Consider the following 25451-nt stretch of genomic DNA (forward strand, 5'->3'; position numbering starts at 1 on the left):
GTTCAGGCGCGCTTCCGGCGGGCAGGGCGCGCGGTGCCGTTCAGCGCCACCGCGGCGCGGATGAGATCGATCAGCGCATCGTGGTTGATCGGCTCGCCCTCGCGAATATCGATCGCCCGCCGCGTATTGCCTTCAAGGCTCGAATTGAACAGGCCGGCGGGGTCGGGCAGCGAAGCACCCTTGGCGAAGGTCATCTTGACGACGCTCTTATAGGTCTCGCCCGTGCAGATGATGCCCGAATGCGACCATACGGGCACGCCGCGCCACTTCACTTCCTCGATGATGCCGGGATCGGCCTTTTGCATGAGCTGCCGGATCAGGGCGAGGGTCTCGCCGCGCCAATCGCCGAGTTCCCGGATCCTGGCGTCGATCAGTTGCGAGGCGGATGCTCCCCCGGCGCCATCATCGGCCGTGCTGGTTGTCATGATCGGATCGCCTCCCTCGAGCTGATGCAACGTCGCGCTCATCGGCAATCGCCGCTGAATCGCTGCCCGCATCATAGCCCCATATCATAGCCCCATGCGGCGTCAAATCCATATGCTTCGCCGGCAGGCAGGGCGCAGAATGGCCCATGCAGCGAGAATGGCAGCTCTGGTCTGGATAGGGGATCGGAAGGTGCAACGCGTCCTGTTCGCGCGAGGCAGATGGCTCGCAGCGTGGTATTCCAGCCTTGCCCGGATGGGCGCGCCAGCCTTGGCCCGGATGGGCCGTCGAACTATCGCGACGAGCGCTTGCCGGCCTTCTTGCTGGTCTTCGGAGCCTTGGCTTCGGCCAGGTCCGTCTTTATTTCCTGTTCCAGCCGAAGCAGGCGAAGCCGCTCGGTATTGGCTTCCCGCCGCCGCACTTCCTCGGCGATAATCTCATTGGCGATTTTCGTCGTCTGGGCGTAGCGTTCTTCGGAACTGGTGTTCTTTCTCTGCGCTATGACAGGGGCATTTAGCTTTTTCACGATAATTGTCCCTTAATTGAAAAAGGCCGGGTTCGACCCCGACCTTCGCATCAGCTGCTTTTTCTGCCAGTACATCCGTGGTCAGGCCGAGCCGCTGTAAGCGGATCAAGCCGCCTGTAGATTGTCGGCAGAATTCCGGCCGGACTTCTTGTCCTGCACGATGTCGAACGTGATCTGCTGACCATCCGTAAGAGTGCGCAGGCCAGCGCGCTCAACCGCGGAAACATGAACGAAAACGTCAGCTCCACCATTTTCGAGCTGGATGAAGCCGAAGCCCTTGGTTGTATTGTACCACTTTACGATACCACGATTCATAGCAATTACCTTTCAAATCGCATGGATAATCATACGGCAATGAGAATTTCCCAAATGCCATCAAGTCGATTTTGGAAGGAAAGATTATTACAACTGCCAGTAGGAGCGGCAAAAATAGTTCAATGACAAGATCGATATTTTCTTTTTATAGAAGGAATGTGCCAAGAACAAGGCTTATTATTTCTTTCGGACCGATGGCCGCGCGCCGCGGCCTGCACGCTGAGGGTGCATCCGGTGGCGGCGTGGCGTCAGAACACGTCGCGGGAAAGAAACTCGCGGCGGCGCGATTGGGCTAATCTTGCGGCAAAAGGGAACTTGCACATTGCCGACAGCCACCGATCCATTGCTGCAGCCATTCCAGCTCAAGCACTTGACCCTGAAAAACAGGATCATGTCCACCAGCCATGAGCCGGCCTATTCCGAGGACGGCATGCCGAAGGAGCGCTACCGGCTCTACCACCGCGAAAAGGCGAAGGGCGGCATCGCCCTCACCATGACTGCGGGCTCGGCGGTGGTGTCGCGGGAATCGCCGCCGGCCTTCGGCAATCTCCATGCCTATCGCGACGAGATCGTGCCATGGCTGCGCGAACTGGCCGATGATTGCCACGAACAGGGCGCCGCGGTCATGATCCAGCTCACCCATCTCGGGCGCCGGACGAGCTGGAACAAGGCGGATTGGCTGCCGGTCGTCTCTGCGTCGCCCATTCGCGAGCCGGCGCATCGCGCCTTTCCGAAGGAAGCGGAGGATTGGGATATCGAGCGCATCATCGCCGATTATGCCGCCGCCGCGCAGCGCATGCAGGCCGCCGGCCTCGACGGCATCGAGTTCGAAGCCTATGGGCATCTGATGGACGGCTTCTGGTCGCCAGCCACCAACCGGCGCGAGGACGAATATGGCGGTTCGCTCGACAATCGCCTGCGCTTCACCTGGATGGTGATCGACAGCGTCAGGAAGGCGGTCGGGCCGGATTTCATCGTCGGCATCCGCATGGTGGCCGACGAAGACTGGGAGCTTGGCCTCAGCCGGGAGGAGGGCGTCGAGATCGCCCGGCGCCTCGCCGCCTCGGGCAAATTCGACTTCCTCAACGTCATTCGCGGCCATATCGATACGGATGCGGCGCTGAACGAGGTCATCCCGATCCAGGGCATGCGGTCCTCGCCGCATCTCGATTTTGCCGGTGAAGTACGCCAGCTGACGAAGTTTCCGGTGTTTCACGCCGCGCGCATCGCCGATGTCGCCACCGCCCGCCATGCGGTCGCGGAGGGCAAGCTGGATATGGTCGGCATGACCCGCGCCCATATCGCCGATCCGCATATCGTGCGCAAGATCATGGCCGGCGAGGAGCATCGCATAAGGCCCTGCGTCGGCGCTACCTATTGCCTGGATCGCATCTACGAGGGCGGCGAGGCGCTGTGCATCCACAATGCGGCGACTGGGCGCGAACTGACCATGCCGCACGTCATCGCCAAAGCCTTGCGCCCGCGCAATGTGGTGGTCGTCGGCGCCGGGCCGGCGGGGCTGGAAGCCGCACGCGTCGCGGCGGAGGCCGGGCATGGCGTCAGCGTGCTCGAGGCGGCGGATCAGGCCGGCGGGCAGGTGCAGCTTGCGGCGAAGAACCCGCGCCGCAAGGAGATGATCGGCATCGTCGATTGGCGGCTCGACGAATTGGCGCGGCTGGGCGTCGGCATCCGTTACAATGTCTGGGCCGAGGCGAATGACGTACTCGAAATGTCGCCGGACATCGTGGTGGTCGCGACGGGCGGCATGCCGCAAAATCCGCGCCTCGAGGCCGGCGATGCCCTGGTCACGTCGAGTTGGGACATCATGGCGGGGGCGGTGAAACCGGGCGAAACAGTCCTGCTCTACGATGATAATGGCGGGCATCAGGGCATGGGCGCCGCGGAAATGATCGCCGAGGGCGGCTCGAAGCTGGAGCTTGTCAGCCCGGAGCGGTTCTTCGCTCCCGAAATGGGCGGAATGAACCACGTTCCCTATATGCGGGCATTTCATCGCAGGAATGTGCGGATCACCATCAATACGCGGCTCGTCGCCGTCAGCCGGAGCGGAAATCAATTATTGGCGGTGCTGGGCTCGGATTACGCCCCGGATCACCGGGAAGAACGGCTGGTCGATCAGGTGGTGGTCGAGCATGGCACCTTGCCCATCGACGAGCTCTATGCCGAGTTGAAGCCGCTATCGAGCAATCGCGGCGCCATCGATTACGGCGCGCTTGTCAATGGCGGGGATATATTTCCCGTGCGCGGCGAAGGTGGCTTCCAGCTGCTGCGCATCGGCGATGCGGTGCATTCGCGCAATATCCACGCCGCGATCTATGATGGGCTGCGCTACGCCATGCGGTTCTGAGAGCGGCCCGAAAGGCCGCTCTCGTTCCATGTGCAATGCTTATTGAACCTCGGCCTTCACCTTTTCGGCGACATCGGCGCTGACCCATTTCGTCCAGATATCCTCGTGGTTCTTGAGGAAATATTTGGCTCCGTCTTCGCCGGTGGCCTGATTTTCGGTCATCCAGGCAAGCAGCTGGTTGACGGTCTTGTTGTCCCAGGAGCGCGCCTTGAGATAGTCCATGACCGGACCGGCTTCGTCGGCGAATTTCTTGGTGACGACGGTGTTGACCTCGGCGATTTCCCAGTCGTTCTTCTTCGGATCGGGGCAATCGGCGACGGTGTTGCAGCGCTTCCACTCCGCCGCATCGAACTGCGCGCCATGATCGAGCTTGACCATCGCGTATTTGCCGAGCAGCGCCGTCGGCTCCCAGTAATAGCCGAGCCAGCCTTCCTTGCGCTCATAGGCCTTGGCCAGCGAGCCGTCGAGACCGGCAGCCGAGCCGGTGTCGACCAGCGTGAATCCCTGCTTCTGCGCGTCATAGGCCTTGAAGAATTGCGTGGTCGCGACAGTGCCGCCCCAGCCGGGAGGTCCGTTGAAGACAGCGCCCTTGGAAGAATCCTCCGGCGCCGGGAACAGTTCCGGATGTTTCAGCGCGTCGTCGATGGTCTTGATGTCGGGATGGGCATCGGCGAGGTATTTCGGTATCCACCAACCCTGGATGCCGCCATCCGACAAGGATTTGGACGCGTAGACGAGCTTGCCGTCGGCAACCGCCTTGTCCATGATGTCGCGCATGAAATCCACCCAGCCCTCAGGGGCGATGTCGGGCTGTCCTTTTTCGGTCATGGAGGTGAGGGTGGGGATCGTGTCTCCCTGAATGACTTCGGCACTGCAGCCATAGCCGGCATTGAGGATGATCTTGTCCAGATTGGCGAGAACGTCGGCCGATTGCCAGTTCATGCTGGCGATGGTGACATCGCCGCATTCCGCCGCCTGTGCGCCTCCAGCGGCTCCGAGCAGTGCAACTGCCATGACACCGCTCAATAATACTGCCTTCATGAATATACCCCTTGTTCTTATGTCGAATCGGATCGGAGAATCATGGCCGTCTTCGCTCTCCGGACACTATGGCCAGCGGCCGGTCCTATTGGCGAACGATCATCGAAGATGTGGGCCATGGCGAAAAGGATAGAGTGGTGGGCCAGTGGCGAGAAGCCCGAATGCGGCAAGTCATGTGCTGTGTGCGACATCGGCCGACATCGCCTTGCCGGCGGCGCCATGGATCAGACGCGGCCCTGTAATCCTTTCCCGTAATCCGTGCTTGTAATCCGTTTGGCCATCAGCAGAATGTTCTTTTCGCATATTGGCCAGGAGGAGGTTCCATGCTCGACAGGCGCAAGTTCTACATCAATGGCGAATGGGTCGATCCGCTGCAGCCGAACGATCTCGAAGTCATCAATCCGGCGACGGAGGAGCCCATTGCCGTCATCTCCATGGGAACGGCCGGCGATGTCGACAGGGCGGTCGCCGCGGCAAGGCAGGCCTTCCGTTCCTATAGCCGGACCTCGGTGGAAGAGAGGCTGGCGCTGCTCGAAAAACTGCTGGCGGTCTACAAGCGCCGCTATGACGAGGTGGCCCGCACCCTGACCCGGGAACTCGGCGCCCCGATCAGCATGAGCACCGAACAGCAGGCCGATGTCGGCGTCGGCCACCTATCGGGCTTCATCGACGGGCTGAAGACGCTGCACATGCGCGAGGAACTGGCCAATGGCGATATCGTCGTGCGCGAGCCGATCGGCGTCTGCGGGCTGATCACGCCGTGGAACTGGCCGATCAACCAGATCGCGCTGAAAGTCGTGCCGGCGCTGGCCACCGGCTCGACATGCGTGTTGAAACCCAGCGAATTCACGCCGCTGAATGCGTTGCTCTACGCGGAAATGATCGACGAGGCGGGCTTTCCGGCCGGAACGTTCAATCTCGTCAATGGCGACGGCCCGACCGTCGGCGCAGCGCTGTCGAAACACCGGGATGTCGACATGATGTCCTTCACCGGTTCGACGCGGGCCGGCATTGCCGTCAGCAAGGATGCGGCCGACACGGTCAAGCGGGTGACGCTGGAACTCGGCGGCAAGTCGCCCAACATCGTCTTCGACGACGCGGATCTCGGCGAGCGCATCCCTGCCAGCGTCGCCGAATGCTTCAACAATAGCGGCCAGTCCTGCGATGCGCCGACCCGCATGCTCGTGCAGAGGGGCGTCTATGACAAGGTGGTGGAGCTTGCCCGTGCGGCCGGCGCCAAGGCCCGCGTCGGCAATCCGGAGGAGGAGGGCGATCATATCGGGCCTCTCGTCAGCGACGTGCAGTTCGGCCGCGTGCAGAGCCTCATCAAGGCGGGCATCGACGAAGGCGCCCGCGTGCTCGTCGGCGGAGCCGGCAAGCCAGAAGGTTTCGAGACCGGCTATTTCGTCAAGCCGACAATATTCGCTGACGTCACCAACGACATGCGCATCGCGCGCGAGGAGGTTTTCGGGCCGGTGCTGGCGCTGATTCCCTTCGATAGCGAGGAGGAGGCCGTCGAGATTGCCAATGATACGCCCTATGGCCTTGCAGCCTATGTGCAGACCGGCGATCCGGAGCGGGCCGAACGGGTGGCGTCGCGGCTGAAGGCCGGCATGGTGCATATCAATGGTGGCCCGCATCGCTATGGCAGCCCGTTCGGCGGCTACAAGCAATCCGGCAATGGCCGCGAAGGCGGCGTGTTCGGGCTCGAGGATTTCCTGGAGATCAAGACGATCCACAGACCGTGATCACTACATTGCGCTTTGGTCGGCTGCCTGTCAGCCGACCAGTCTTTCCTCGATCTCGATGAGGCAGGGCTTGCCCGCAGCTCTTGCCTTCGACAGCGCTTCCGGCAACTCGTCGATGGAGGCGAGGCGGGTTGCCTCGATGCCATAGGCCTGCGCGATCAGCAGGTAGTCCGGCGGCGACGGACGCACGCCGACCGGCTCGATGTCCACCTCCACCATGGCGCGCTCGATCTCCTGATAGCCATTATTGTTCCAGACGATGAAGATGACGGGCACGTCCTCGTCGATTGCGGCGCCGAGTTCGCCCAGCACGAACTGGAAGCCGCCATCGCCGACAAGGCAGATGGTCGCGGCTTCGGGCCTGCCGAGCGCCGCGCCGATGGCAGCGGGCGGGCCGAAACCGAGGGCGCCGAAGCCGGTTGCGGCATTGAACCAGCCGCCGACCCTGTCATGGTCGAAATACATGTTGCCGGAATAGACGGTCTGGGTGGAGTCGCCGACGATCAGCGAACCGGGCAAGGTATCGCGCAGCATGTTGAGGAAGCCGACATGCGCCCGGGTGCGGGGGGCGAGTTCCGTCCAGGCCGCCTCGCGCACCTTCGCGGCGCGCTCTTCGCCCGTACCGGCATGGCGGCGATCGGGCATTGCGGCCGCATTGCGGCCAGGGGGCAGGGCGGCGACGAGGGCCGAGACCGCCTGTTGCGCCGAGGCCTCGATCGGCAGGAATGCCGGCCAGCGGTCCAGTTGCGCCGCATCGATGTCGATCCTGACGAAGCGCTTCATCGCCGGAAAGCCGCCATCGCCATACATGTCGTAATCGGTCGGGCCCATCTCGGTGCCGATGCCGATGACGAGATCGCTTTCGGCGATCAGGTTGCGCACCGCCTTCAGGCTGGCGCTGGCCGGCACGATCAGCGGATGTCCATACATGATGCCGCGCGCATTGGTGGTGGAAACGACCGGAGCGCCGAGCCTTTCGGCAAGCTGCGCGATTTCGGTCGCCGCCCCCTTCGCGCCGCCGCCGATCAGGATGAGCGGTTGTTCGGCCGTTGCGCAGAGGCGGGTGAGCTCGGCCATGGTTTCCGCCGACATCTGCGGCAGCGGCGCGTCGAAATCGAGCCGCCGGGCGCCATCGAGCGGCAGCGCCATGACGTCGAGCGGGATTTCGATATGCACAGGCCCCGGCCGCCTGGAGGCGAAGAGGGCGAAGGCGCGCGCAAGCACGATGGGCAGTTCGCCCGGCGTCTCGATACGGTGCGAAAACATCGCGACGGTCTGCAGCATGGCGCGCTGGTTGGGCAATTCATGCAGGAAACCCATGCCCTTGCCGAGGGAATCGCGCTGGTTGACGCCCGAAATGACCAGCATCGGCACGGAATCGGCGCGCGCCTGGCCCATGGCGGTGATCGTATTGGTTATTCCCGGTCCCGTGATGACGAAGGCGACGCCGGGCTTGCCGGTGGCGCGCGCATAGCCATCCGCCATGAAGCCGGCGCCCTGTTCATGGCGCGGGGTGATGTGGCGTATGCTGGAGCGCGCGAGGCCGCGATAGAGTTCGATCGTGTGGACGCCCGGAATGCCGAACACCGTATCGACATGATAGGCCTCGAGGAGTTGTACGAGTGCTTCGCCGACCGTCGTCATGCCGATTTCCGTTGCTGGAGGCGGGAGGCGAGGCGGACGATGCCGGCGCAGGCGGTATCGATCTGGTCGTCGGCAACGCTGAGGCTCAGTCTCAGATAGCCGGACAGGTTGGCGCCGAACGATTCGCCGGGCATGACGGCGACGTGTTCCTCCTCGAGGAGGCGCATGGCGAAATCCTGCCCGCTGAGGCCGCTCGCACGTATGTCGGCGAGGATGAACATGCCTGCCTGCGGCACTTTCGAGACGATGCCGGCAACGCCGTCGAGCCGTTCGGAGATGCGCTCGGCGCGGCGCAGGAAATTGGTCCGCATCGTTGCCGCCGCCGCCGCTGGCTGGCCCAGCGCATAGGCGGTCATGTCGGCTATGAAGGGCTGGACGCCGAAGAGCAGCGATTCCGACAGCGGCAGCAGCCGCCGGGTGAACTCCTTCGGCCCGACGCACCAGCCGCTGCGAAAGCCCGGCGCCGCGTGCGATTTGGAGATCGAAGCCACCGCAATCGCCCGGTCGGCCAGTTCCGCGCGGTCGACCGGCGAAGCGAACTTCCCGTCGAAGATGAGAAGTTCGTAGACCTCGTCCGACACGATCCAGAGATTGTGGCGCCGGCAGACCTCGCCGATCTCGCCGATCTCCCTGTCGCTGAGGACGGCGCCGGTCGGATTGTGCGGCGTATTCAGGAGCAGCACCTTCGAGCGCGGCGTGATGACCTTTTCGAGGTCCGCGGCCTGCATGCGGAAGCCGTTTTCCACATGCAGCGGAACCGATACGCGCGTTGCGCCCGTTGCCCTGATGACGCCGTCATAGGTGGCGTAGAGCGGATCGCCGGTGATGATCTCGTCGCCCGCCTCGGCAAGGCCGAGCATGACGAGCGAGAGCGCCGTCTGCGTGCCGGGGAAGCACATGATGTTGTCGGCATCGATCTGGCGGCCGGTCCGCAGCGTATATTTGCGGGCAAGCTCCGCCAGCACGGCCGGTTCGCCGCGCCCGTTCGAATAGCCGGTGCGGCCGGCGCGCATGGCCTTGTCGGCAATGTCGATCATGTCGGCCGGGGTCGGGATATCGGGCTCGCCAATGGTAAGCTCGACGATATCGATGCCCTCGCGCTTCATTTCGCGGGCGCGCATGTGCACCGCCCATTTGTCGGAGCCCAGTCCTGCAAGGCGATCGGTGACGGATGCAAAGCGCATCATTGGGCGCCTCCTTCGGTTAGTGAGATTCCAAGTATAGCCTCGATAGCGCCGATGCCGGTCGCGGCCAACTCCCCATCGCTGAAAATATCGCCGGCAAGGCAGCCTTCGAGCCAGAGGCCGTCGATGACGGCATTGATGGCGATGGCGTGGCGGCGGGTGATGGCTGGCGCTGCGGGCTTGCCCTCGGCCAGCAAGGCGGCGCGGATCAGCGCTTCCAGCTCGTCGCGAAAGCCGAGATAGCCGTCCCGGTGGGCGGCGGCCATGGCGGCGTCCGCATGAACGAGGCCGATGAAGCCGGCCCAGAGCGACAGATTGTGCGGGTCCATGATTGGCGCGCCGAGATTGGCGGTGACGAAGGCCGCGAGGCGGGAGCGGGGATTGTCATCGGCATTGAGCAAGGCAGCGCCGGCCTGGACGGTCATCCTGCCCATGACCGCCCGGTAGGCGGCGCCGATGAGATCGTCCTTGGCGGGGAAATAATAGCGGATGAGGCCGGGGGTCACATCGGCCCTCAGTGCAATTTCGCGCACGGTCGCCCCGGCGAGCCCGCGCTCCGCCACACATTGCAGCGTCGCGGCGATGAGATCCTCGCGGCGCTTGTCCTCGCCCTCGCGGCGGAAGCTCTTGCGTGTGGCGGGCTGCGGCTTCATTGGCGCCAGACGGGCCGCGTCAGGCAGGTCGGGCCGCCCTCGCAGGCGATGCACAGCGCGTCGGCCTCGAAAGTGGTCACCGTGCAGCCGGCGGCTTCCATCACCGCCCTCGTGCCATCGAAGCCGGCGACGGCGATCACCTCGAAGGGCGCGGTCGGCAGGACATTGAGGTTGAGGCCGTTGCTGGCGGCGAATTCCTGTTCCGGCGCCGCGATCAGGCGAATGCCGCGCTGCTTCAACAATTGGTAGAAGGCGGCGGGCAAGAGCGGCATGTGCACGAGCGCCAGATCTTCGGCGAGGGGCGAGATGATCGACATCAGGTGCAGGCAGGCCTCTTCGCCGTGCCAGAGCGGCAGGTCGAAGCCGAGAACGCTGATGCCGAAAGGCCTCAGGATCGCCGCCAGCTGCTCGATGCCGGCCTGGTTGGTGCGCACGCCGCGGCCGACGGCAAGCGTCGTCGCATCGACCCAGACGCAATCGCCGCCTTCGACGGTGCCCGGCGCCTCGATCCTGCCAAGCAAAGGCACGCCCATCTGCTGGTAGGTGTCGCCATGAAGGTCCGGCTCCTCCATGCGCAGGCGCTTGCCCATGCGCAGAAGCACCGCGCCATGGTCGGTCACAAGCGAAGGGTCGTGCGTGAAGATCGAATCCGAAAGTCCGTCATTGCCGTCCCTGATCCAGGTGATATCAGCGCCCGAGCGCGCAACGAGATCGGCGAAGACGCGATGCTGCTCCGAGGCGCGGATCGGGTCGAACTGCTCGCCATAGTGCCAGACATGGGGTTCCGCACCGGCCATGACCCTGTCGGGCATGCGCATGATGACGCGTTTGAGGGGCAGGGCCATGGATTGGGAACCGAATGCGGTCATCTTATGCTCTCGAAAAATTGTCGCGGACGATATTTATACGCTTGCATAATTAGAGCGCAAGTGGTGTGATGCGTTAAATTCAGGCAAGCAAGACCTGTGCTGACAAAAGAGGCGGATCAATATCGTTATGATGATTTCTGCAGTCCCAGCCCGGATGGGATCGTCCGAATGAGCCAGATGGAATCATCCGAATGACGATGAGCACCGCCAGCCCGCTCACCCATCCTTCGGCCTCGCAAGGCGAGGCGCTCCATGTCTCGAACCTGCACAAGCGCTTCGGCGCGCTGGAAGTGCTCAAGGGCGTCTCGCTGACGGCGAAGGATGGCGATGTCGTCGCGCTCATCGGCGGCAGCGGTTCGGGAAAATCGACCTTCCTGCGCTGCGTCAACTTCCTCGAAAACCCGACCAGCGGCGTCATTCGCATCAATGGCGAGGAGGTCGAGATGGTCAGCGACGGCGCGGGCGGGCAGGTGCCGGCCAACCGGCGCCAGATCGAGCGCATCAGAAGCCGTCTCGGTATGGTGTTCCAGAATTTCAACCTTTGGCAGCACATGACCTTGATGCAGAACGTGGTCGAGGTGCCGATCCACGTTCTCGGCATGAAGCGCGACGAGGCGGTGGCGATCGGCGAGCAATTGCTGGAACGCGTCGGCCTGTCGGCGAAGCGCGATGTCTATCCCGCCTTTCTGTCGGGCGGGCAGCAGCAACGCGCCGCCATTGCGCGGGCGCTGGCCATTCAGCCGCGCGTGATGCTGTTCGACGAGCCGACATCGGCGCTCGATCCGGAACTGGTGGGCGAGGTGCTCAAGGTCATCGCCGACCTGGCCGCCGAGGGCCGCACCATGCTGCTGGTGACGCATGAGATGAAGTTCGCCCGCGAGGTCGCGAGCCATGTCATCTACCTGCACAATGGGATCGTGGAGGAGGAAGGGCCGCCGGACGAGTTGTTCGGATCGCCAAAATCCGAGCGTTTGAAGCAGTTTATACGCACTGTCTCATGAATGAAATTAACAATGAACGGGAAAACCGGGGAACAACAAGCATGGAGACCAGAATGAAGATGCTCGTAAAATCAGCCATCGCCGCCGGTGTCGTGGCCGCCACGATGGGAATGGCCGCCACGATGGGCATGGCCAAGGCCGAGACCGTGAAAGTCGGCATTGCCGCGGAACCCTATCCGCCCTTCGCCTCGCCGGATGCTTCCGGCAAGTGGCAGGGCTGGGAAGTCGAGATCGCCATGGCGCTGTGCGAGGAGGCCAAGCTCGACTGCGAGATCACGCCGGTGTCGTGGGATGGCATCATTCCGGCGCTGACCACGAAGAAGATCGACATCATCACCGCCTCGATGTCGATCACCGCCGAGCGCGAGAAAACCATCGATTTTTCGGACAAGTACTATAATACGCCGACGGTCATTCTCGGCTCGAAGGACGTGAAGATGGAGCCGACGCCGGAGGGGCTGAAGGACAAGATCATCGGCGTCCAGGTCTCGACCGTGCACCAGGCCTATGTGAAGAAGCATTTCGGCGATACCGCAGCCGAGATCAAGGAATACCAGACGCAGGACGAGGCCAACCAGGATCTCGCGGCCGGACGCATTGACGCGACGCAGGCCGATGCGCTTGCGCTGGAGACTTTCGCCGCCACGGATACGGGCAAGGCCTGTTGCGAGATCAAGGGCAAGGTCGCCGACGATCTCGAAGTGCTGGGGCCGGGTGTCGGTGTCGGCATACGCAAGGGCGATACGGCGATGAAGGAAAAGATGAACGCCGCGATCAAGGGCATCCGCGCCAACGGCAAATATGACGAAATCTCGAAGAAGTACTTCAACTTCGATATTTTCGGCGGTTGAGCCTCGCTGGCCGGGGCCTGACGGTCCCGGCTTTCCCCTCCCGACAAGCGTTCAAGTGAGGCTGGATTGACCGACGCATCCCTCGTGCCGCAGGCTGTGCTCGACCTTCTGGCACTGCTGTCGCCCAGCCCGCCCGGCTGGGGCGGCAATCTCCTGCGCGGGCTGCTGCATTCGCTGCAGATCGCCTTCGGCTCCTTCGCCATGGGACTGATGATCGGCACGCTCGGCGCCTATGCCAAGCTCTATGGCGGGCCGATCGCCAGGGATCTCGCCGCGATCTATACCACCGTGGTGCGCGCGGTTCCCGAACTCGTGCTGATCCTTCTTCTCTATTATGCCGGTACCGATCTCATCAACCGCGTGCTCGAATCCGCCGGCTATGCCCGGGTCGACATCAATGGGCTGGTGGCGGGCATCGTCGTGCTCGGCTTCGTGCAGGGCGCCTATGCGACGGAAGTGCTGCGCGGCGCGATCAAGGCCATACCGCAAGGCGAGATCGAAGCGGCGCGCGCCTATGGCATGGGGCCGATGCTGATGATGCGGCGCATCACGCTGCCGGCGATGCTGCCCTATGCGTTGCCGGGATTGGCCAATCTCTGGCTCATTTCCACCAAGGACACCGCCTTGCTGGCCGTGGTGGGCTTCAGCGAACTGACGCTGGAGACGCGGCAGGCGGCCGGGGCCACCAAGGCCTATTTCCTGTTCTTCATGGCGGCGGGAGCGCTCTATCTCCTTGTCACGCTGTTTTCCAACGCCATCATCGGCCGGATCGAGAAATGGGCGCGCCGCGGCCTGCCATCGGCGAAAGGGGCGCGCTGATGAGCAATACCGCACCCAAGCTCGAAACGCCGCTGGATACCTTTTCCATCCACAAGGAGGGCGGGCCGCCATTCCGGCTGAGGGACATGCCGCCGCACCGGATCGTTCTGGTGCTGATCGGCCTGGCGCTGGTGGCCTCGGCAGCCATCTTCATGCGCTGGGACTGGCTGCCCTCCTATGGCGGGCTGATCCTGCAAGGCTTGTGGCGGACGATCTGGATTCTCGTCGTGACGGTGGTGCTGGGCTTTCTTCTGGCGGTGCCGCTCGGCCTTGCGCAGGCCGCCGGCCCCGCGATCTTCGCCATACCGGCCAGATGGTTCTGCACCGTCATTCGCGGCACGCCGCTGCTCTTGCAATTATGGCTGCTCTATTACGGCCTCGGCTCGCTTTTTCCACAATATCCCTGGATCAGGGGTTCCGAGCTCTGGCCCTATCTGCGCCAGGCCTGGCCCTATGCGGTGCTTGCGCTGACGCTGTCCTATGCCGGCTATGAGGGCGAGGTCATGCGCGGAGCCTTTGCCGGCGTGCCGAAGGGTCAGCTCGAGGCGGCACGCGCCTTCGGCATGCGGCGCTTCACTATCCTCAGGCGCATCTGGCTGCCGCAGGCGATCCACCGGGCGTTGCCGACGCTGGCGGGCGAGGCGGTCCTGCAGTTGAAATCGACGCCGCTTGTCGCAACCATCACGGTGGTCGATCTTTATTCGGTCGCCTCGCGCGTGCGGCAGGATACGTTCATCACCTATGAGCCGCTCCTGCTGCTGGCCGCCGGTTACCTGATCATCACCGGCATCATCGTTTTTCTGTTCCGCAAGCTGGAACGGCTGATCCCCTCGCGTCTCGGTTGAGGAAGAATGGGAAGGTGGCGCAAATGACGGCTCGAATGTCGCAAGTGTTTTATGCAGCGGTTGAGCAAGTGCGCATAGTGGCATAGGTAAACCTCGTAAAGACGGGAATCAGGAGCTCGACCGCCGGCGGCTGCAGGCGGTTCGTCCATTTCCATCGGGGCGAGGCAACAAGGGCGGGTAATGCGGACGGTAGACAGGTTTCCACGCAATATCATCGAACATGCCGACATGGGCATCGCAATGCCGGATGGCTGCCGGCTCTCGGCGCGGGTCTGGATGCCGGACGACGCTTCCGAACAGCCGGTGCCGGCGATCCTGGAATTTCTTCCCTACCGCAAGCGCGACGGCACCACTGCGCGGGACAATCTCACCCATCCCTATTTCGCCGGCCATGGCTATGCCTGCCTGCGCGTCGACATGCGCGGCAATGGCGATTCCGAAGGGCTGATGGAGGATGAATATTCCGAACAGGAGCTAGGCGACGCCTGCGATGTCATCGCCTGGATCGCCAGCCAGCCCTGGTGCAGCGGCACCGTCGGCATGATGGGGATTTCCTGGGGCGGGTTCAATTCGCTGCAGGTCGCGGCCCTGCAGCCGCCGGCACTCAAGGCGATCATCACGCTCTGTTCCACCGACGACCGCTATGCCGACGATATCCATTACAAGGGCGGGCTGCTGCTCAACGAGAATCTCGGCTGGGGCGCGACGATGCTGGCCTATTCCTCGCGCGCGCCGGACCCTGCCTTGCGCGGCGAGAAATGGCGCGACATGTGGCGCGAGCGGCTGGAGAACGAACCGTTCCTGCCGGCGGTCTGGCTGCGGCACCAGACGCGCGACGCCTATTGGAAGCGCGGTTCCGTCTGCGAGGATTTCGCTTCGATCAAGGCGGCGACCCTGGCCATCGGCGGCTGGGGCGATGCCTACAAGAACGCCGTGCCGCGGCTGATGCAGGGTATCGGCGCGCCGGTGAAGGGCATCATCGGCCCCTGGGTGCACAAATATCCGCATTTCGCCGTGCCGGCGCCGCGCATCGGCTTCCTGCAGGAGGCACTGCGCTGGTGGGATCGCTGGCTGAAGGATATCGACACCGGCGTCGAGGGCGATCCGGCCTATCGCGGCTACCTCATGGACAGCGTCCGGCCGAAGAGCTGGTACACGGAGCGCCCGGGGTGCTGGATCGCCGAGCCGCAATGGCCGTCCGCCACGATCGGCAGCCGCAGCTACCATCTCGGTTCCGGCATGGTGCTGGCCGACGAAGCCGGTGCGGCTTTCGCCCATCTCGTCTCCTCGCCGCAGGATTGCGGCATGATGGGCGGCGAATATTGCGCCATATGGCTGGGGCCGGAACTGCCGGGCGACCAGCGCCGCGACGATGCGCTGTCGCTATGCTACGACCGGGCGCTGGACGAGACGATCGACATTGTCGGCGCGCCGGAAATCAGCTTGACGCTGGCGAGCGACAGGCCGGTGGCGATGGTCGCCGTGCGGCTCTGCGACGTGCATCCGGACGGCGCCTCGACGCGCATCACCTATGGCGTCTTCAATCTTTGCCATCGCGGCGGCCACGACGCGCCGCAGCCGCTGGAACCGGGGCAGGAATACCGCATCAGCTTCAAGCTCGACGACATCGCCTATCGCATCCCGGCCGGGCACAGGCTGAGGGTGGCCGTTTCCTCGTCCTACTGGCCGATGGTCTGGCCCTCGCCGCAGCAGGCGAGCCTGACATTGAGCGCCGGCCGGATCGACATTCCCGCCCGAAAGCTGGCAGAGGGCGATGAATGGACCTTCGCCGAACCGGAAGCGGCCGCGCCATGGCAGCTCGACATCCTGCGGGAAGCCGCCAACAGGCGCCATATCGAGCATGACCAGGTCAGCGGCAGGATCGCGCTCGTCATCGAGGATGATTTCGGCGAGGCCCGCGACCGGGATCACGGGCTGATCCATGGCGGCACCGCCCGCGAGCGCTGGGAGATCGATCCGGGCGATCCGCTGTCGGCGCGCGGCGAGACGCACTGGACGGAAATATCCGGACGGGACGACTGGCGGATAAGGACGGAGACCTTCACGACGATGCGCTCGGACGCCGGGCATTTCTATCTCACGGGCCGCATCGAGGCCTATGAGAACGACGAACTCGCGTTCGAGCGGGACTTTGACGAAACGATCGAACGCCATTTCATTTGAGGCATTGCACCGCGACTGGAATGACGAGTTGAAATTTGCGACGATAGAGTTGAATATTTCACATAACCGGCTGGCGCCATGCGCCTCCATAAAAAGAAGGGGAAAGTAGAATGTCCAGAGAACTCGATTATCTGAGCCGCCGGGTAGCCCAGGGAAAACTGTCGCGCCGCGACTTCCTCGGCCGGGCCGCGGCCCTTGGCGTCACCAGCGTTTTCGCCAATTCCCTGCTCGGCAGCGCCGCGCTGGCCGAAGGGCCGGTCAAGGGCGGCACGCTCAAGGCCGGCATGCAGGGCGGCGCCTCGACGGACAGTCTCGACCCCGCCACCTGGCAGAGCCAGGTTCCCTACAAGTTCGGCCGCCAATGGGGCGAACAGCTGGTGGAGATCCAGCCGGACGGCACGCTCCAGGCCAAGCTCGCCGAGGAATGGGGCTCCTCGGACGACGCCAAGGTCTGGACCTTCAAGATCCGCAAGGATGTCGAGTTCCACGATGGCAAGACGATGACGCCCGACGACGTGGTCGCGACCATGGAGCGGCATTCGGACGCCAATTCGAAATCCGGCGCTCTCGGCGTCATGGGCGGCATCTCCAATGTCAAGCGCGATGGCGACACGGTCGTCTTCACGCTCAAGGAACCCAATGCCGACCTGCCGTTCCTGCTGGATGATTATCACCTGATGATCCAGCCCAATGGCGGCAAGGACAAGCCGACCGCCGGCATCGGCACCGGACCCTACAAGGTGGTGACGGAAGAGCCGGGCGTACGGCATATCGGCGCGAAATTCGCCAATTACTGGAACGGCGACAAGCGCGGCCATGCCGAGCAGATCGAGATCATCGTCATCAACGACGCCACGGCGCGCACATCCGCGCTGCAGTCGGGCCAGGTCCACATGATCAACCGCGTCGAGCCGAAGATCGTCGATCTCGTCAAGCGCGTGCCTGGCGTCACCATCCAGAACGTCGCCGGCAAGGGGCATTACGTGTTCATCGCCCATTGCAACACTGCGCCATTCGACAATAACGACCTGCGGCTGGCGCTGAAATATGCGATGAACCGCGAGGACATGGTGGAGAAGATCCTGCGCGGCTATGGCTCGGTCGGCAATGACTTCCCCATCAACAAGGCCTATCCGCTGTTCTCGGACGATATCGAGCAGCGCGCCTATGATCCCGACAAGGCTGCCTTCCATTTCAAGAAGTCCGGCCATGACGGTCCTGTCCTGCTGCGCACGTCGGATGTCGCCTTTCCGGGCGCGGTCGATGCGGCCCAGCTCTACCAGCAGAGCGCCGCGAAGGCCGGGATCACCATCGAGGTCAAGCGCGAGCCGGGCGACGGCTACTGGTCGGAGGTGTGGAACAAGCAGCCATTCTCCGAATCCTACTGGGGCGGACGCCCGACGCAGGACCAGATGTATTCGACCGCCTATCTGTCGACCGCGGACTGGAACGATACGCGCTTCTTCAACGAGAAGTTCGACAAGATGCTGATTACGGCGCGCGGCGAGCTGGACGAGACCAAGCGCAAGCAGATCTATCGCGACATGGGGACGATCGTGCGCGACGAGGGCGGCGTGATCGTGCCGATGTTCAACGATTTCATCGATGCGACCAGCGCCAAGGTCGGCGGCTGGGTGCCTGACGGCAATCAGGAGATGAGCGGGGGTTATGCGCTGTCGCGCTGCTGGCTGAACGCCTGACCGGGCCGTTCGGATGAGCCTCCCGGTACTCAAACTGGTTGCCCAGCGCATAGCGATGGGCATCCTGCTGCTCCTGGCGGTCTCGGTGCTGATCTTCGTCGGCACCCAGATCCTGCCCGGTGACGTTGCGCAATCCATATTGGGCCAGTCCGCCACGCCGCAGGCGCTCGAAAACCTGCGGCGGGACATGGGGCTGAACGATCCGGCCTATATCCGTTATTTCCGCTGGCTCGGCGGCGTGCTCACCGGCGATCTCGGCACCGCCTTGTCGAGCGGGCAGGACATAGCGTCGTCGTTGAAGGGCAGGCTGTGGAACACGCTGTTCCTGGCCTTCTGGGCGGCGATCGTCTCCATTCCGCTGGCGATCGGCCTCGGCCTGCTCGCGGTGCGCTATCGCAACGGTTTCGTCGACAGGCTCATTTCCGGCCTCGGGCTGGCATCGACCTCGCTGCCCGAATTCTTCACCGGCTACCTGTTGATCTATTTCGTCGCCGTGCGCCTGCAATGGTTTCCGAGCGTCTCCACCGTTTTCGACGGCATGACGCTCGGTGAGCGGCTCAGCGCCATCGCATTGCCGGTGACGGTGCTGACGCTGGTGGTGCTCGCCCACATGATGCGCATGACCCGCGCCGCCATCCTGAACGTGATGCAATCGGCCTATGTGGAAACGGCGGAGCTCAAGGGCCTGACGCCGTTGCAGATCATCACCCGGCACGCCTTTCCGAATGCCGTCGCGCCGATCGTCAATGTCGTCATGCTCAACCTTGCCTTCCTCGTCGTCGGCGTCGTCGTGGTCGAGGTCATCTTCGTCTATCCGGGCATGGGGCAATATCTGGTCGACCATGTGGCCAAGCGGGACGTGCCGGTGGTCCAGGCCTGCGGGCTGGTCTTCGCCGCCGTCTATGTGACGCTCAACATCGTCGCCGACATCGTGGCGATCGTCTCCAATCCTCGCCTCAGGCACCCGAAATGAGGCCGGCCATGTCAAGCATCAGGAACATTCCCGTCAGCGCCTGGATCGGCCTCGTTCTCACTGCGCTCTTCGTCTTCGCCGCCGTGTTCGCGCCATGGGTCGCGCCTTATCCCGTAGGCGAAACCGTCGGCGACGTCTGGGAGCCGATGTCGGCGAAATATCTGCTCGGCACCGACAATCTCGGGCGCGATCTCCTGTCGCGCCTGATCTATGGCGCACGCATCACCATCTTCATCGCCGCGCTCGCCACCGCCCTGTCGTTCATACTGGGTTCGGTCCTCGGCTTCGCGGCGGCGGTCATCGGCGGCTGGTTCGATCAGCTCATGTCGCGTTTCGTCGATCTGATCATGGCGATACCGACGCTGATCTTCGCGCTGGTGGTGCTTTCGGTGCTGCCGACCAATGTGGTCACGCTCATCCTGGTGATGGGTCTTCTCGACGCGACCCGTGTCTACCGCCTTGCCCGCGCCGTGGCGGTGGACATCAATGTCATGGATTTCGTCGAGGCGGCCAAGCTTCGCGGCGAGGGCAAGATGTGGGTCATCTTCCGCGAGATTTTGCCCAATGCGCTGACGCCGCTGGTGGCGGAACTCGGCCTGCGCTTCATCTTCGCGGTGCTCTTCCTCTCCGCGCTGTCCTTCCTCGGGCTCGGCGTGCAGCCGCCGGACGCGGATTGGGGCGGCATGGTCAAGGAAAACAAGGAGGGCATCGTCTTCGGCATTCCCGCGGCGCTCATTCCCGCGGCGGCGATCGCCGTCCTGGCGATATCGGTCAATCTCGTCGCCGACTGGATATTGAACCGCACCACAAGTTTGAAGGGAGGGCGCGGCTGATGGCGAGGCTTGCGGCAAAGGACAAGAGCGCGCGGCTGCTCGACATACGCGGCCTGCGCATCGAGGCGACGAGCTATCCGCCCGGAGAGCCGCCGCGCGACATCGTCATCGTCGATGGCGTATCGCTGGCGCTGGAGCGCGGCAAGGTGCTCGGGCTCATCGGCGAATCCGGCGCCGGCAAATCCACCGTCGGCCTTTCCAGCATGAGCTATGGCCGCGGCGGCGTGCGCATCACCGGCGGCGAAGTCGTGCTCAATGGCCGCGACATCACCAAGGGCGGGGCGCGGCTGCTGCGCCAGGTGCGGGGGCGGGAAGTGTGCTACGTGGCGCAATCGGCCGCCGCCGCGTTCAATCCGGCGCGCAAGCTGATGGACCAGGTGACGGAAGCGGCGCGCCAGCACAGGATTTGCTCCAGGGCCGAGGCGGAGAAGCGCGCCGTCGGCCTGTTCCGCAAGCTCGGCCTGCCCAATCCCGATACGTTCGGCGACCGTTTTCCGCATCAGGTATCCGGCGGGCAGCTGCAGCGGGCGATGACCGCCATGGCGCTGTGCTCGGAGCCCGATCTCATCGTCTTCGACGAGCCGACGACGGCGCTGGACGTGACGACGCAGATCGACGTTCTCGCCTCGATCAAGGATGCTATCCGCGACACCAATGTGGCGGCGCTCTACATCACCCATGATCTTGCCGTCGTTGCCCAGGTGGCGGACGACATCATGGTGCTGCGCCATGGCAAGACGGTGGAATATGGCGAAACCCGGCAGATCATCAAGGAGCCGCGCGAGGACTATACGCGCCAGCTCGTCTCGGTCCATCACATCCCGCACCGGCAGAAGCCCGCTTCCGGCGCGCCCATCCTCGCGGCGAGGGGCATCACCGCGGCCTATGGCGGCGGGCAGGTCAAGGTGTTGAAGAACGTCTCGCTCGACATCCATCTCGGGCAGACGGTGGCGGTGGTCGGCGAATCCGGTTCCGGCAAGTCGACGCTGGCGCGGGTGATCACCGGGCTGCTGCCGCCGATGGAAGGCAGCATCGAGTTCGACGGGCGGCAGCTTTCGCCGCGGCTCGCCAGCCGCAAGCGCGACGATCTGCGCGAATTGCAGATGATCTACCAGATGGCGGACACGGCGATGAATCCACGCCAGACGGTCGGCACGATCATCGGCCGGCCGCTGGAATTCTATTTCAACATGCGCGGCAGCGAGCGCGACAGGCGCGTCGCCGAGCTTCTGGACAAGATCGAGATGGGCAAGGGCTTCGCCGATCGCTATCCGGCGGAACTGTCGGGCGGGCAGAAGCAGCGCGTCTGCATCGCCCGTGCGCTCGCGGCCAAGCCCAAGCTGATCATCTGCGACGAGGTGACGAGCGCGCTCGATCCGCTGGTGGCCGACGGCATCCTGAAGCTGCTGCTCGCCCTGCAGCAGGAGGAGAACGTCGCCTATCTGTTCATCACCCACGACCTTGCCACGGTGAAATCGATCTCGGATTCCATCGCGGTCATGTATCGCGGCGAGGTGGTGCGCTACGGGCCGCGCGACGAGGTGCTGAAGCCGCCCTTCGACGCCTATACGGAACTGCTGCTGTCCTCCGTGCCGGAAATGGAGCTCGGCTGGCTGGAAAACGCGATGAAGACCCGCAAGATGGCCAGCGCCGGCAATTGAGGGCTGGTCGGTTTCAAAGCGAGCCGGGCCAGCGGTCTTGCCCGAGGAGGTGGATTGCCGTGAGGATGCGGCGGAAGCTGCGGCGGGCGCGATCGACCGAATGGCGGGCGCGCAGATAGCCGTGGACGAGGCCCGGCTCGTTGTTCCACAGCGCCATGCCGCCGGCCTGCACGATCCTGTCGCGATAATGGCGGCCATCATCGCTGAGCGGGTCGCATTCGGCCGAGATGACGACAGTCGGCGGCAGCGCGGAAAAATCCGTGTCGGCGAGCGGGGCGAAGCGCGGATCGGCCGACCAGTCGCGGCCGCCGCCACGCAGATCGGCATAGTAGATCGTATCGCGCGTCGTCAGCATGGGCGCATTGCCGTGTTCGACGTAGGAACCCTGTTCCATATTGCCGCCAAGCCCGGGATAGACCAGCACCTGGCCGGCGGGCTGGCGCGGGCCGCCGCGGACATGATGCGTGACGGCAGCGGCCAGATTGCCGCCGGCGCTGTCGCCGCAGAGGACGATCGGCAGCTCGGTCATGCCGGCAAGATGATGAAACGCCGCCAGTGCATCGTCGAACGATGCCGGGTGCAGGTGCTCGGGCGCCAGCCGGTAATCGACGGAAACCACGTCGAAGCCAGTGGCGTCGCAGATTTCGGCGCAGACATCGTCATGGCTGTCGAGCCCGCCGACGACGAAGCCGCCGCCATGGAAATAGAGGCAGAACGCTTCCGCTTCGCCGCCGCCCTTGCGGTAGTGACGGATGCCGACGGGTCCGGCTGCCGTATCGAACGTGTCGTCGCGGCTGGTGACGGAGGCGGGGTAGCCGGCGAAGAAGGCGCGGCACATTTCGTCATAGACCCTGCGCTGCTGCGCGACGCTGAAATCCACCGCATCCGGCGGATAGAAACTGTTGGTGCGCTCGATGAACGCCCAGGTCTCCGCGTCGATCAGCAGCGAATAATCGGCCGTCATCGTCCCTTCCACACCGGGTCGCGCTTTTCCGCGAAAGCCTTGAAACCCTCCTGGCCATCCTCGGAGGCATAGAGGATATCGACGGTGCGGAACTTGCGCTTGGTGATCATGTTCATCGCCTGCTGGAAGCCCATGCTCTCCGCCTCCCGCGCCACTTCCTTGATGGCGGCGAATACCAGGGGCGGGCCGCTTTCGAGCAGCCGCGCAATCTCCCAGACCCGCTCCATCAGCCTGTCCTTCGGCAGGACCTCGTTGACGAGACCCCAGCGCTGCGCCTCGGCCACGTCCATCCAGCGGCCGGTCAGGAGCAGGTCCATGGCGATGTGATAGGGGATGCGCTTCGGCAACTTCACCGTCGCCGCATCGGCAAGCGTCCCGGCACGGATCTCCGGCAGGGCGAAGCTCGAATGGTCGGAAGCATAGATGAGGTCGCAGGAGAGGGCGAGTTCGAAACCGCCGCCGACCGCCATGCCGTTGACCGCGGCGATCACCGGCTTGTTGAGGTCGCGCAGTTCCTGCAGGCCGCCAAAGCCGCCGACGCCGTAATCGCCGTCGACCGCGTCGCCGGCCGCCGCTGCCTTGAGGTCCCATCCGGCGCAGAAGAACTTGTCGCCCTCGGTCCGGACGATCGCCACCCGCAGTTCCGGATCGTCGCGGAAGGCCTGGAAGGTCTCGCCCATCAGCCGGCTGGTCGCAAGATCGATGGCGTTTGCCTTCGGCCGGTCAAGCGTTACCTCGAGAATGCCGCCCTCGCGGCGTGTCCTGATCACACTCATCAAAGTTCTCCCCTGGCCGAAATCAGTGCATCCGCGATGCCGACGCCCTTGCCGCTGGCGCGGACGAGCAGCGGGTTGATGTCGAGTTCGGCAATGCTGTCCTTGTTGGCGACGGCGAAATCGGCAATGCCGGCAATCGCCTCGATGGCGGCGGCGACATCCCCCCTGGCGCGGCCGCGATAGCCGTCCAGCAAGGGAAACATCCGCAATTTGCGCAGCGCCGCCTCGATCTCCCCGCGCGTTGCGGGCAAGAGCAGCGTCTGCGTGTCCTGCAGCAATTCGACCAGCACGCCGCCGCTGCCGATCGTCAGGGCAGGCCCGAATTGCGGATCGTCGGTGATGCCGACGATCAGCTCGGCGACGACGCCCGTCACCATCTGTTCCACATAAAGGCCGCTGCCGAGCCGCGCCAATGCGCCTGCCGCCGCGCGAACCTCGTGCGCATTGCCAAGGTTCAGCCGCACGGCATCATGCTCCGACTTATGCGCGATCCCCAGCGCCTTCACCGTGACCGGATAGCCGATGGCATTGGCCGCAAGCACGGCCTCGTCTTCACCGGAGCAGCGCCGCCCGTCCGGAACCGGCAGGCCCCAGCTCCTGAGGATGGCCTTGGCCTGCGCCTCGTCCAGCACATGCGGCTCTGTCGTTGCTTTGGCGGCGGGCCCGGCGACCGGGGCAGCCGGCGGCTCGCTCCACGCCGCGCCGATGAAGGCGGCAGCTTCGGCTGCATCCATGGCTTCGGTGATGCCGCAGAGCGGCGCGATGCCGGCCCGCATCAGCCCGTCCATATATTCCTCGGGGAGATTTTCCGGCAGCGAGGCGATGATGGCGCCGCGGGCGGCATTGGTTTTCAACGCGTTCTCGAAGCCGCGGACGGTCGACCACCAATCGACGTCGGAGCAGCGATCCTTTCTCGGGAAGTCCAGGACGAGGCAGCTCAAGGCGAATCCTCCCGCGACCATGGCTGTGAAGGTTTCGGTCAGCGCCGGCTCATTGTTCCAGATGAACGTATGATAGTCGAGCGGGTTCGCCACCGCCACCAGCGGGCCGAGGGTCGATTTGACGCTTTCCCGGTGGCGTGGATCGAGCGGCGGGAAATGCACGCTGCGGCCCTCGGCTGCATCGGCCATGACGGAAGCCTCGCCGCCGGAACAGCTCATCGAACAGAGCGTATTGCCGGAAAGCGGGCCATGCACATGCAGCAGCTTCAGCGTCTCCAGGAACGAGGCGATGGAATTGACCCGCGCGATGCCGAGCCGCCTCAGGAAGGCGTCGGAGGCGGCGTCAGAGCCGGCAAGCGAGGCCGTATGGGAGATGGTGGCGGCGCGCGCCTGCGCCGACCTGCCGACCTTCATCGCCACGATGGGCTTGTTGAGGGTACGGGCCCGGGCGGCGAGCGCCTCGAACTTGGCCGCCGACTGGAACGCCTCGATATGGAGCCCGAGGGCGGTGACGCGCTCGTCCTCGATCAAAGCCATGGCCATGTCGGGCAGGCCCGTCTGCGCCTGGTTGCCGGCCGTCATCACATGGGCGATGGGCAGGCCGCGCCGCTGCATGGTCATGTTGATCGCGATGTTGGACGATTGGGTGATGATCGCCACGCCGCGCTCGTCCGCGCCGAGCCGGCGGCCGCCATGCTGGTCGGGCCAGAGCAGGGCGCCATCGCAATAATTGATCAGGCCATAGCAATTCGGCCCGATGATCGGCATGTCGCCGGCGATCGCCACCAGTTCCTCCTGCAGCCGCGCGCCGTCGGCATCGTCCGCTCCGGCCTCGAGGAAGCCGGAAGCGTAGCAGACCGCGACGCCGGTGCCGATCTCGCGCAGCTGGCGCACGATGTCCAGCGTCAGGTAGCGGTTGACGCCGATGAAGGCCGCATCCGGCCCGGCGGGAAGATCGGCCACCGAGCGATAGGCCTTGAGGCCGAGGATCGTCTCATGCTTCGGATGCACCGGCCATATTTCGCCGGCAAAGCCCATCTGCTGGGATTGCCGGACGACTTCCGCCGCCTGGACGCCGCCGAACACGGCGATGGAGCGAGGCTTGAGCAGGCGATCGAGACTATTGGCCATCACG

General features: G+C 64.1%; 22 protein-coding genes. 11 read left to right on the forward strand and 11 right to left on the reverse strand.

Annotated features, from left to right (window positions below):
* Positions 1–2: 2 nt before the first annotated feature.
* The 3 genes from M8997_RS04475 to M8997_RS04485 form a co-directional block, all read right to left on the reverse strand.
* Entirely contained in the window at positions 3–425 is a 423-nt protein-coding gene (locus tag M8997_RS04475) for a DUF1801 domain-containing protein (RefSeq protein WP_250014109.1), read from the reverse strand.
* 290 nt (positions 426–715) lie between these two features.
* Positions 716–949: a hypothetical protein gene (locus M8997_RS04480; RefSeq protein WP_250014112.1), complete on the reverse strand. Its 234-nt coding sequence runs from the start codon at positions 947–949 to the stop codon at positions 716–718.
* Between the two features lie 105 nt (positions 950–1054).
* Positions 1055–1264 (reverse strand): cold-shock protein, encoded by a 210-nt coding sequence (locus M8997_RS04485; RefSeq protein ID WP_250014114.1) that lies wholly within the window; start codon positions 1262–1264, stop codon positions 1055–1057.
* 322 nt (positions 1265–1586) lie between these two features.
* On the opposite strand from M8997_RS04485, the gene M8997_RS04490 reads away from it, so the two are divergent.
* On the forward strand, positions 1587–3629 hold the full coding sequence (locus tag M8997_RS04490; protein WP_250014116.1) for an NADH:flavin oxidoreductase: 2043 nt from the start codon (positions 1587–1589) through the stop codon (positions 3627–3629).
* Positions 3630–3668: 39 nt separating this feature from the next.
* Here the strand turns inward: M8997_RS04490 and M8997_RS04495 are convergent, their stop codons facing one another.
* Positions 3669–4670 carry an ABC transporter substrate-binding protein gene (locus M8997_RS04495; protein WP_250014119.1) on the reverse strand — a complete coding sequence of 334 codons (1002 nt, stop codon included), beginning with the start codon at positions 4668–4670 and terminating at the stop codon, positions 3669–3671.
* 323 nt (positions 4671–4993) lie between these two features.
* Here M8997_RS04495 and M8997_RS04500 point away from each other — a divergent pair, with 323 nt between their 5' ends.
* Entirely contained in the window at positions 4994–6418 is a 1425-nt protein-coding gene (locus tag M8997_RS04500) for an aldehyde dehydrogenase family protein (RefSeq protein ID WP_250014121.1), read from the forward strand.
* Between the two features lie 30 nt (positions 6419–6448).
* On the opposite strand, the gene M8997_RS04505 is transcribed toward M8997_RS04500, so the two are convergent.
* The 4 genes from M8997_RS04505 to M8997_RS04520 are packed head-to-tail and all read right to left on the reverse strand — an operon-like array spanning position 6449 to position 10768.
* Positions 6449–8062, reverse strand: a complete 1614-nt coding sequence (locus M8997_RS04505) for a 5-guanidino-2-oxopentanoate decarboxylase (protein ID WP_250014123.1) — start codon at positions 8060–8062, stop codon at positions 6449–6451.
* The gene (locus M8997_RS04510; RefSeq protein WP_250014399.1) at positions 8059–9246 is read right to left on the reverse strand and encodes a pyridoxal phosphate-dependent aminotransferase; all 1188 of its coding nucleotides are present in this window, start codon (positions 9244–9246) and stop codon (positions 8059–8061) included. Before M8997_RS04510 ends, M8997_RS04505 begins: the two co-directional genes overlap by 4 nt.
* Positions 9246–9899 (reverse strand): TetR family transcriptional regulator C-terminal domain-containing protein, encoded by a 654-nt coding sequence (locus M8997_RS04515; protein WP_250014125.1) that lies wholly within the window; start codon positions 9897–9899, stop codon positions 9246–9248. The genes M8997_RS04510 and M8997_RS04515 overlap by 1 nt, the downstream gene beginning before the upstream one ends.
* Positions 9896–10768: a dimethylarginine dimethylaminohydrolase family protein gene (locus tag M8997_RS04520; protein ID WP_250014127.1), complete on the reverse strand. Its 873-nt coding sequence runs from the start codon at positions 10766–10768 to the stop codon at positions 9896–9898. Before M8997_RS04520 ends, M8997_RS04515 begins: the two co-directional genes overlap by 4 nt.
* Positions 10769–10959: 191 nt before the next feature.
* Here M8997_RS04520 and M8997_RS04525 point away from each other — a divergent pair, with 191 nt between their 5' ends.
* The 9 genes from M8997_RS04525 to M8997_RS04565 all read left to right on the forward strand — a co-directional run bounded on the left by M8997_RS04525 (position 10960) and on the right by M8997_RS04565 (position 21635).
* The gene (locus M8997_RS04525; protein ID WP_250014129.1) at positions 10960–11769 is read left to right on the forward strand and encodes an ABC transporter ATP-binding protein; all 810 of its coding nucleotides are present in this window, start codon (positions 10960–10962) and stop codon (positions 11767–11769) included.
* 53 nt (positions 11770–11822) lie between these two features.
* A complete protein-coding gene (locus M8997_RS04530; protein ID WP_250014131.1) occupies positions 11823–12620 on the forward strand; it encodes a transporter substrate-binding domain-containing protein in 798 nt (265 codons plus the stop codon).
* Positions 12621–12716: 96 nt separating this feature from the next.
* Complete coding sequence (locus M8997_RS04535) at positions 12717–13439, forward strand: ABC transporter permease (protein WP_371929510.1); 723 nt, start codon at positions 12717–12719, stop codon at positions 13437–13439.
* Positions 13440–13525: 86 nt separating this feature from the next.
* A complete protein-coding gene (locus tag M8997_RS04540) occupies positions 13526–14284 on the forward strand; it encodes an ABC transporter permease (RefSeq protein ID WP_250014401.1) in 759 nt (252 codons plus the stop codon).
* A gap of 180 nt (positions 14285–14464) precedes the next feature.
* Entirely contained in the window at positions 14465–16468 is a 2004-nt protein-coding gene (locus M8997_RS04545; protein ID WP_250014134.1) for a CocE/NonD family hydrolase, read from the forward strand.
* A 110-nt stretch (positions 16469–16578) separates the two neighbouring features.
* Entirely contained in the window at positions 16579–18168 is a 1590-nt protein-coding gene (locus tag M8997_RS04550; protein WP_250014135.1) for an ABC transporter substrate-binding protein, read from the forward strand.
* Between the two features lie 13 nt (positions 18169–18181).
* Positions 18182–19141 carry an ABC transporter permease gene (locus tag M8997_RS04555; protein WP_250014136.1) on the forward strand — a complete coding sequence of 320 codons (960 nt, stop codon included), beginning with the start codon at positions 18182–18184 and terminating at the stop codon, positions 19139–19141.
* An 8-nt stretch (positions 19142–19149) separates the two neighbouring features.
* Positions 19150–19974, forward strand: coding sequence for an ABC transporter permease (locus M8997_RS04560; protein WP_250014137.1), 825 nt, complete (start codon positions 19150–19152; stop codon positions 19972–19974).
* Complete coding sequence (locus M8997_RS04565) at positions 19974–21635, forward strand: ABC transporter ATP-binding protein (protein ID WP_250014138.1); 1662 nt, start codon at positions 19974–19976, stop codon at positions 21633–21635. Before M8997_RS04560 ends, M8997_RS04565 begins: the two co-directional genes overlap by 1 nt.
* Before the next feature lie 13 nt (positions 21636–21648).
* Here M8997_RS04565 and M8997_RS04570 read toward each other — a convergent pair whose 3' ends face one another.
* Genes M8997_RS04570 through M8997_RS04580 form a run of 3 tightly spaced genes read right to left on the reverse strand, consistent with a single transcriptional unit; the run spans position 21649 to position 25447 of the window.
* Positions 21649–22599: an alpha/beta hydrolase gene (locus tag M8997_RS04570; protein ID WP_250014139.1), complete on the reverse strand. Its 951-nt coding sequence runs from the start codon at positions 22597–22599 to the stop codon at positions 21649–21651.
* On the reverse strand, positions 22596–23378 hold the full coding sequence (locus tag M8997_RS04575) for a carnitinyl-CoA dehydratase (protein ID WP_250014140.1): 783 nt from the start codon (positions 23376–23378) through the stop codon (positions 22596–22598). Before M8997_RS04575 ends, M8997_RS04570 begins: the two co-directional genes overlap by 4 nt.
* A complete protein-coding gene (locus M8997_RS04580) occupies positions 23375–25447 on the reverse strand; it encodes an acetate--CoA ligase family protein (RefSeq protein WP_250014142.1) in 2073 nt (690 codons plus the stop codon). Before M8997_RS04580 ends, M8997_RS04575 begins: the two co-directional genes overlap by 4 nt.
* Positions 25448–25451 lie beyond the last annotated feature (4 nt).

This window comes from Phyllobacterium sp. 21LDTY02-6, assembly GCF_023554255.2.
GTDB lineage: Bacteria > Pseudomonadota > Alphaproteobacteria > Rhizobiales > Rhizobiaceae > Phyllobacterium.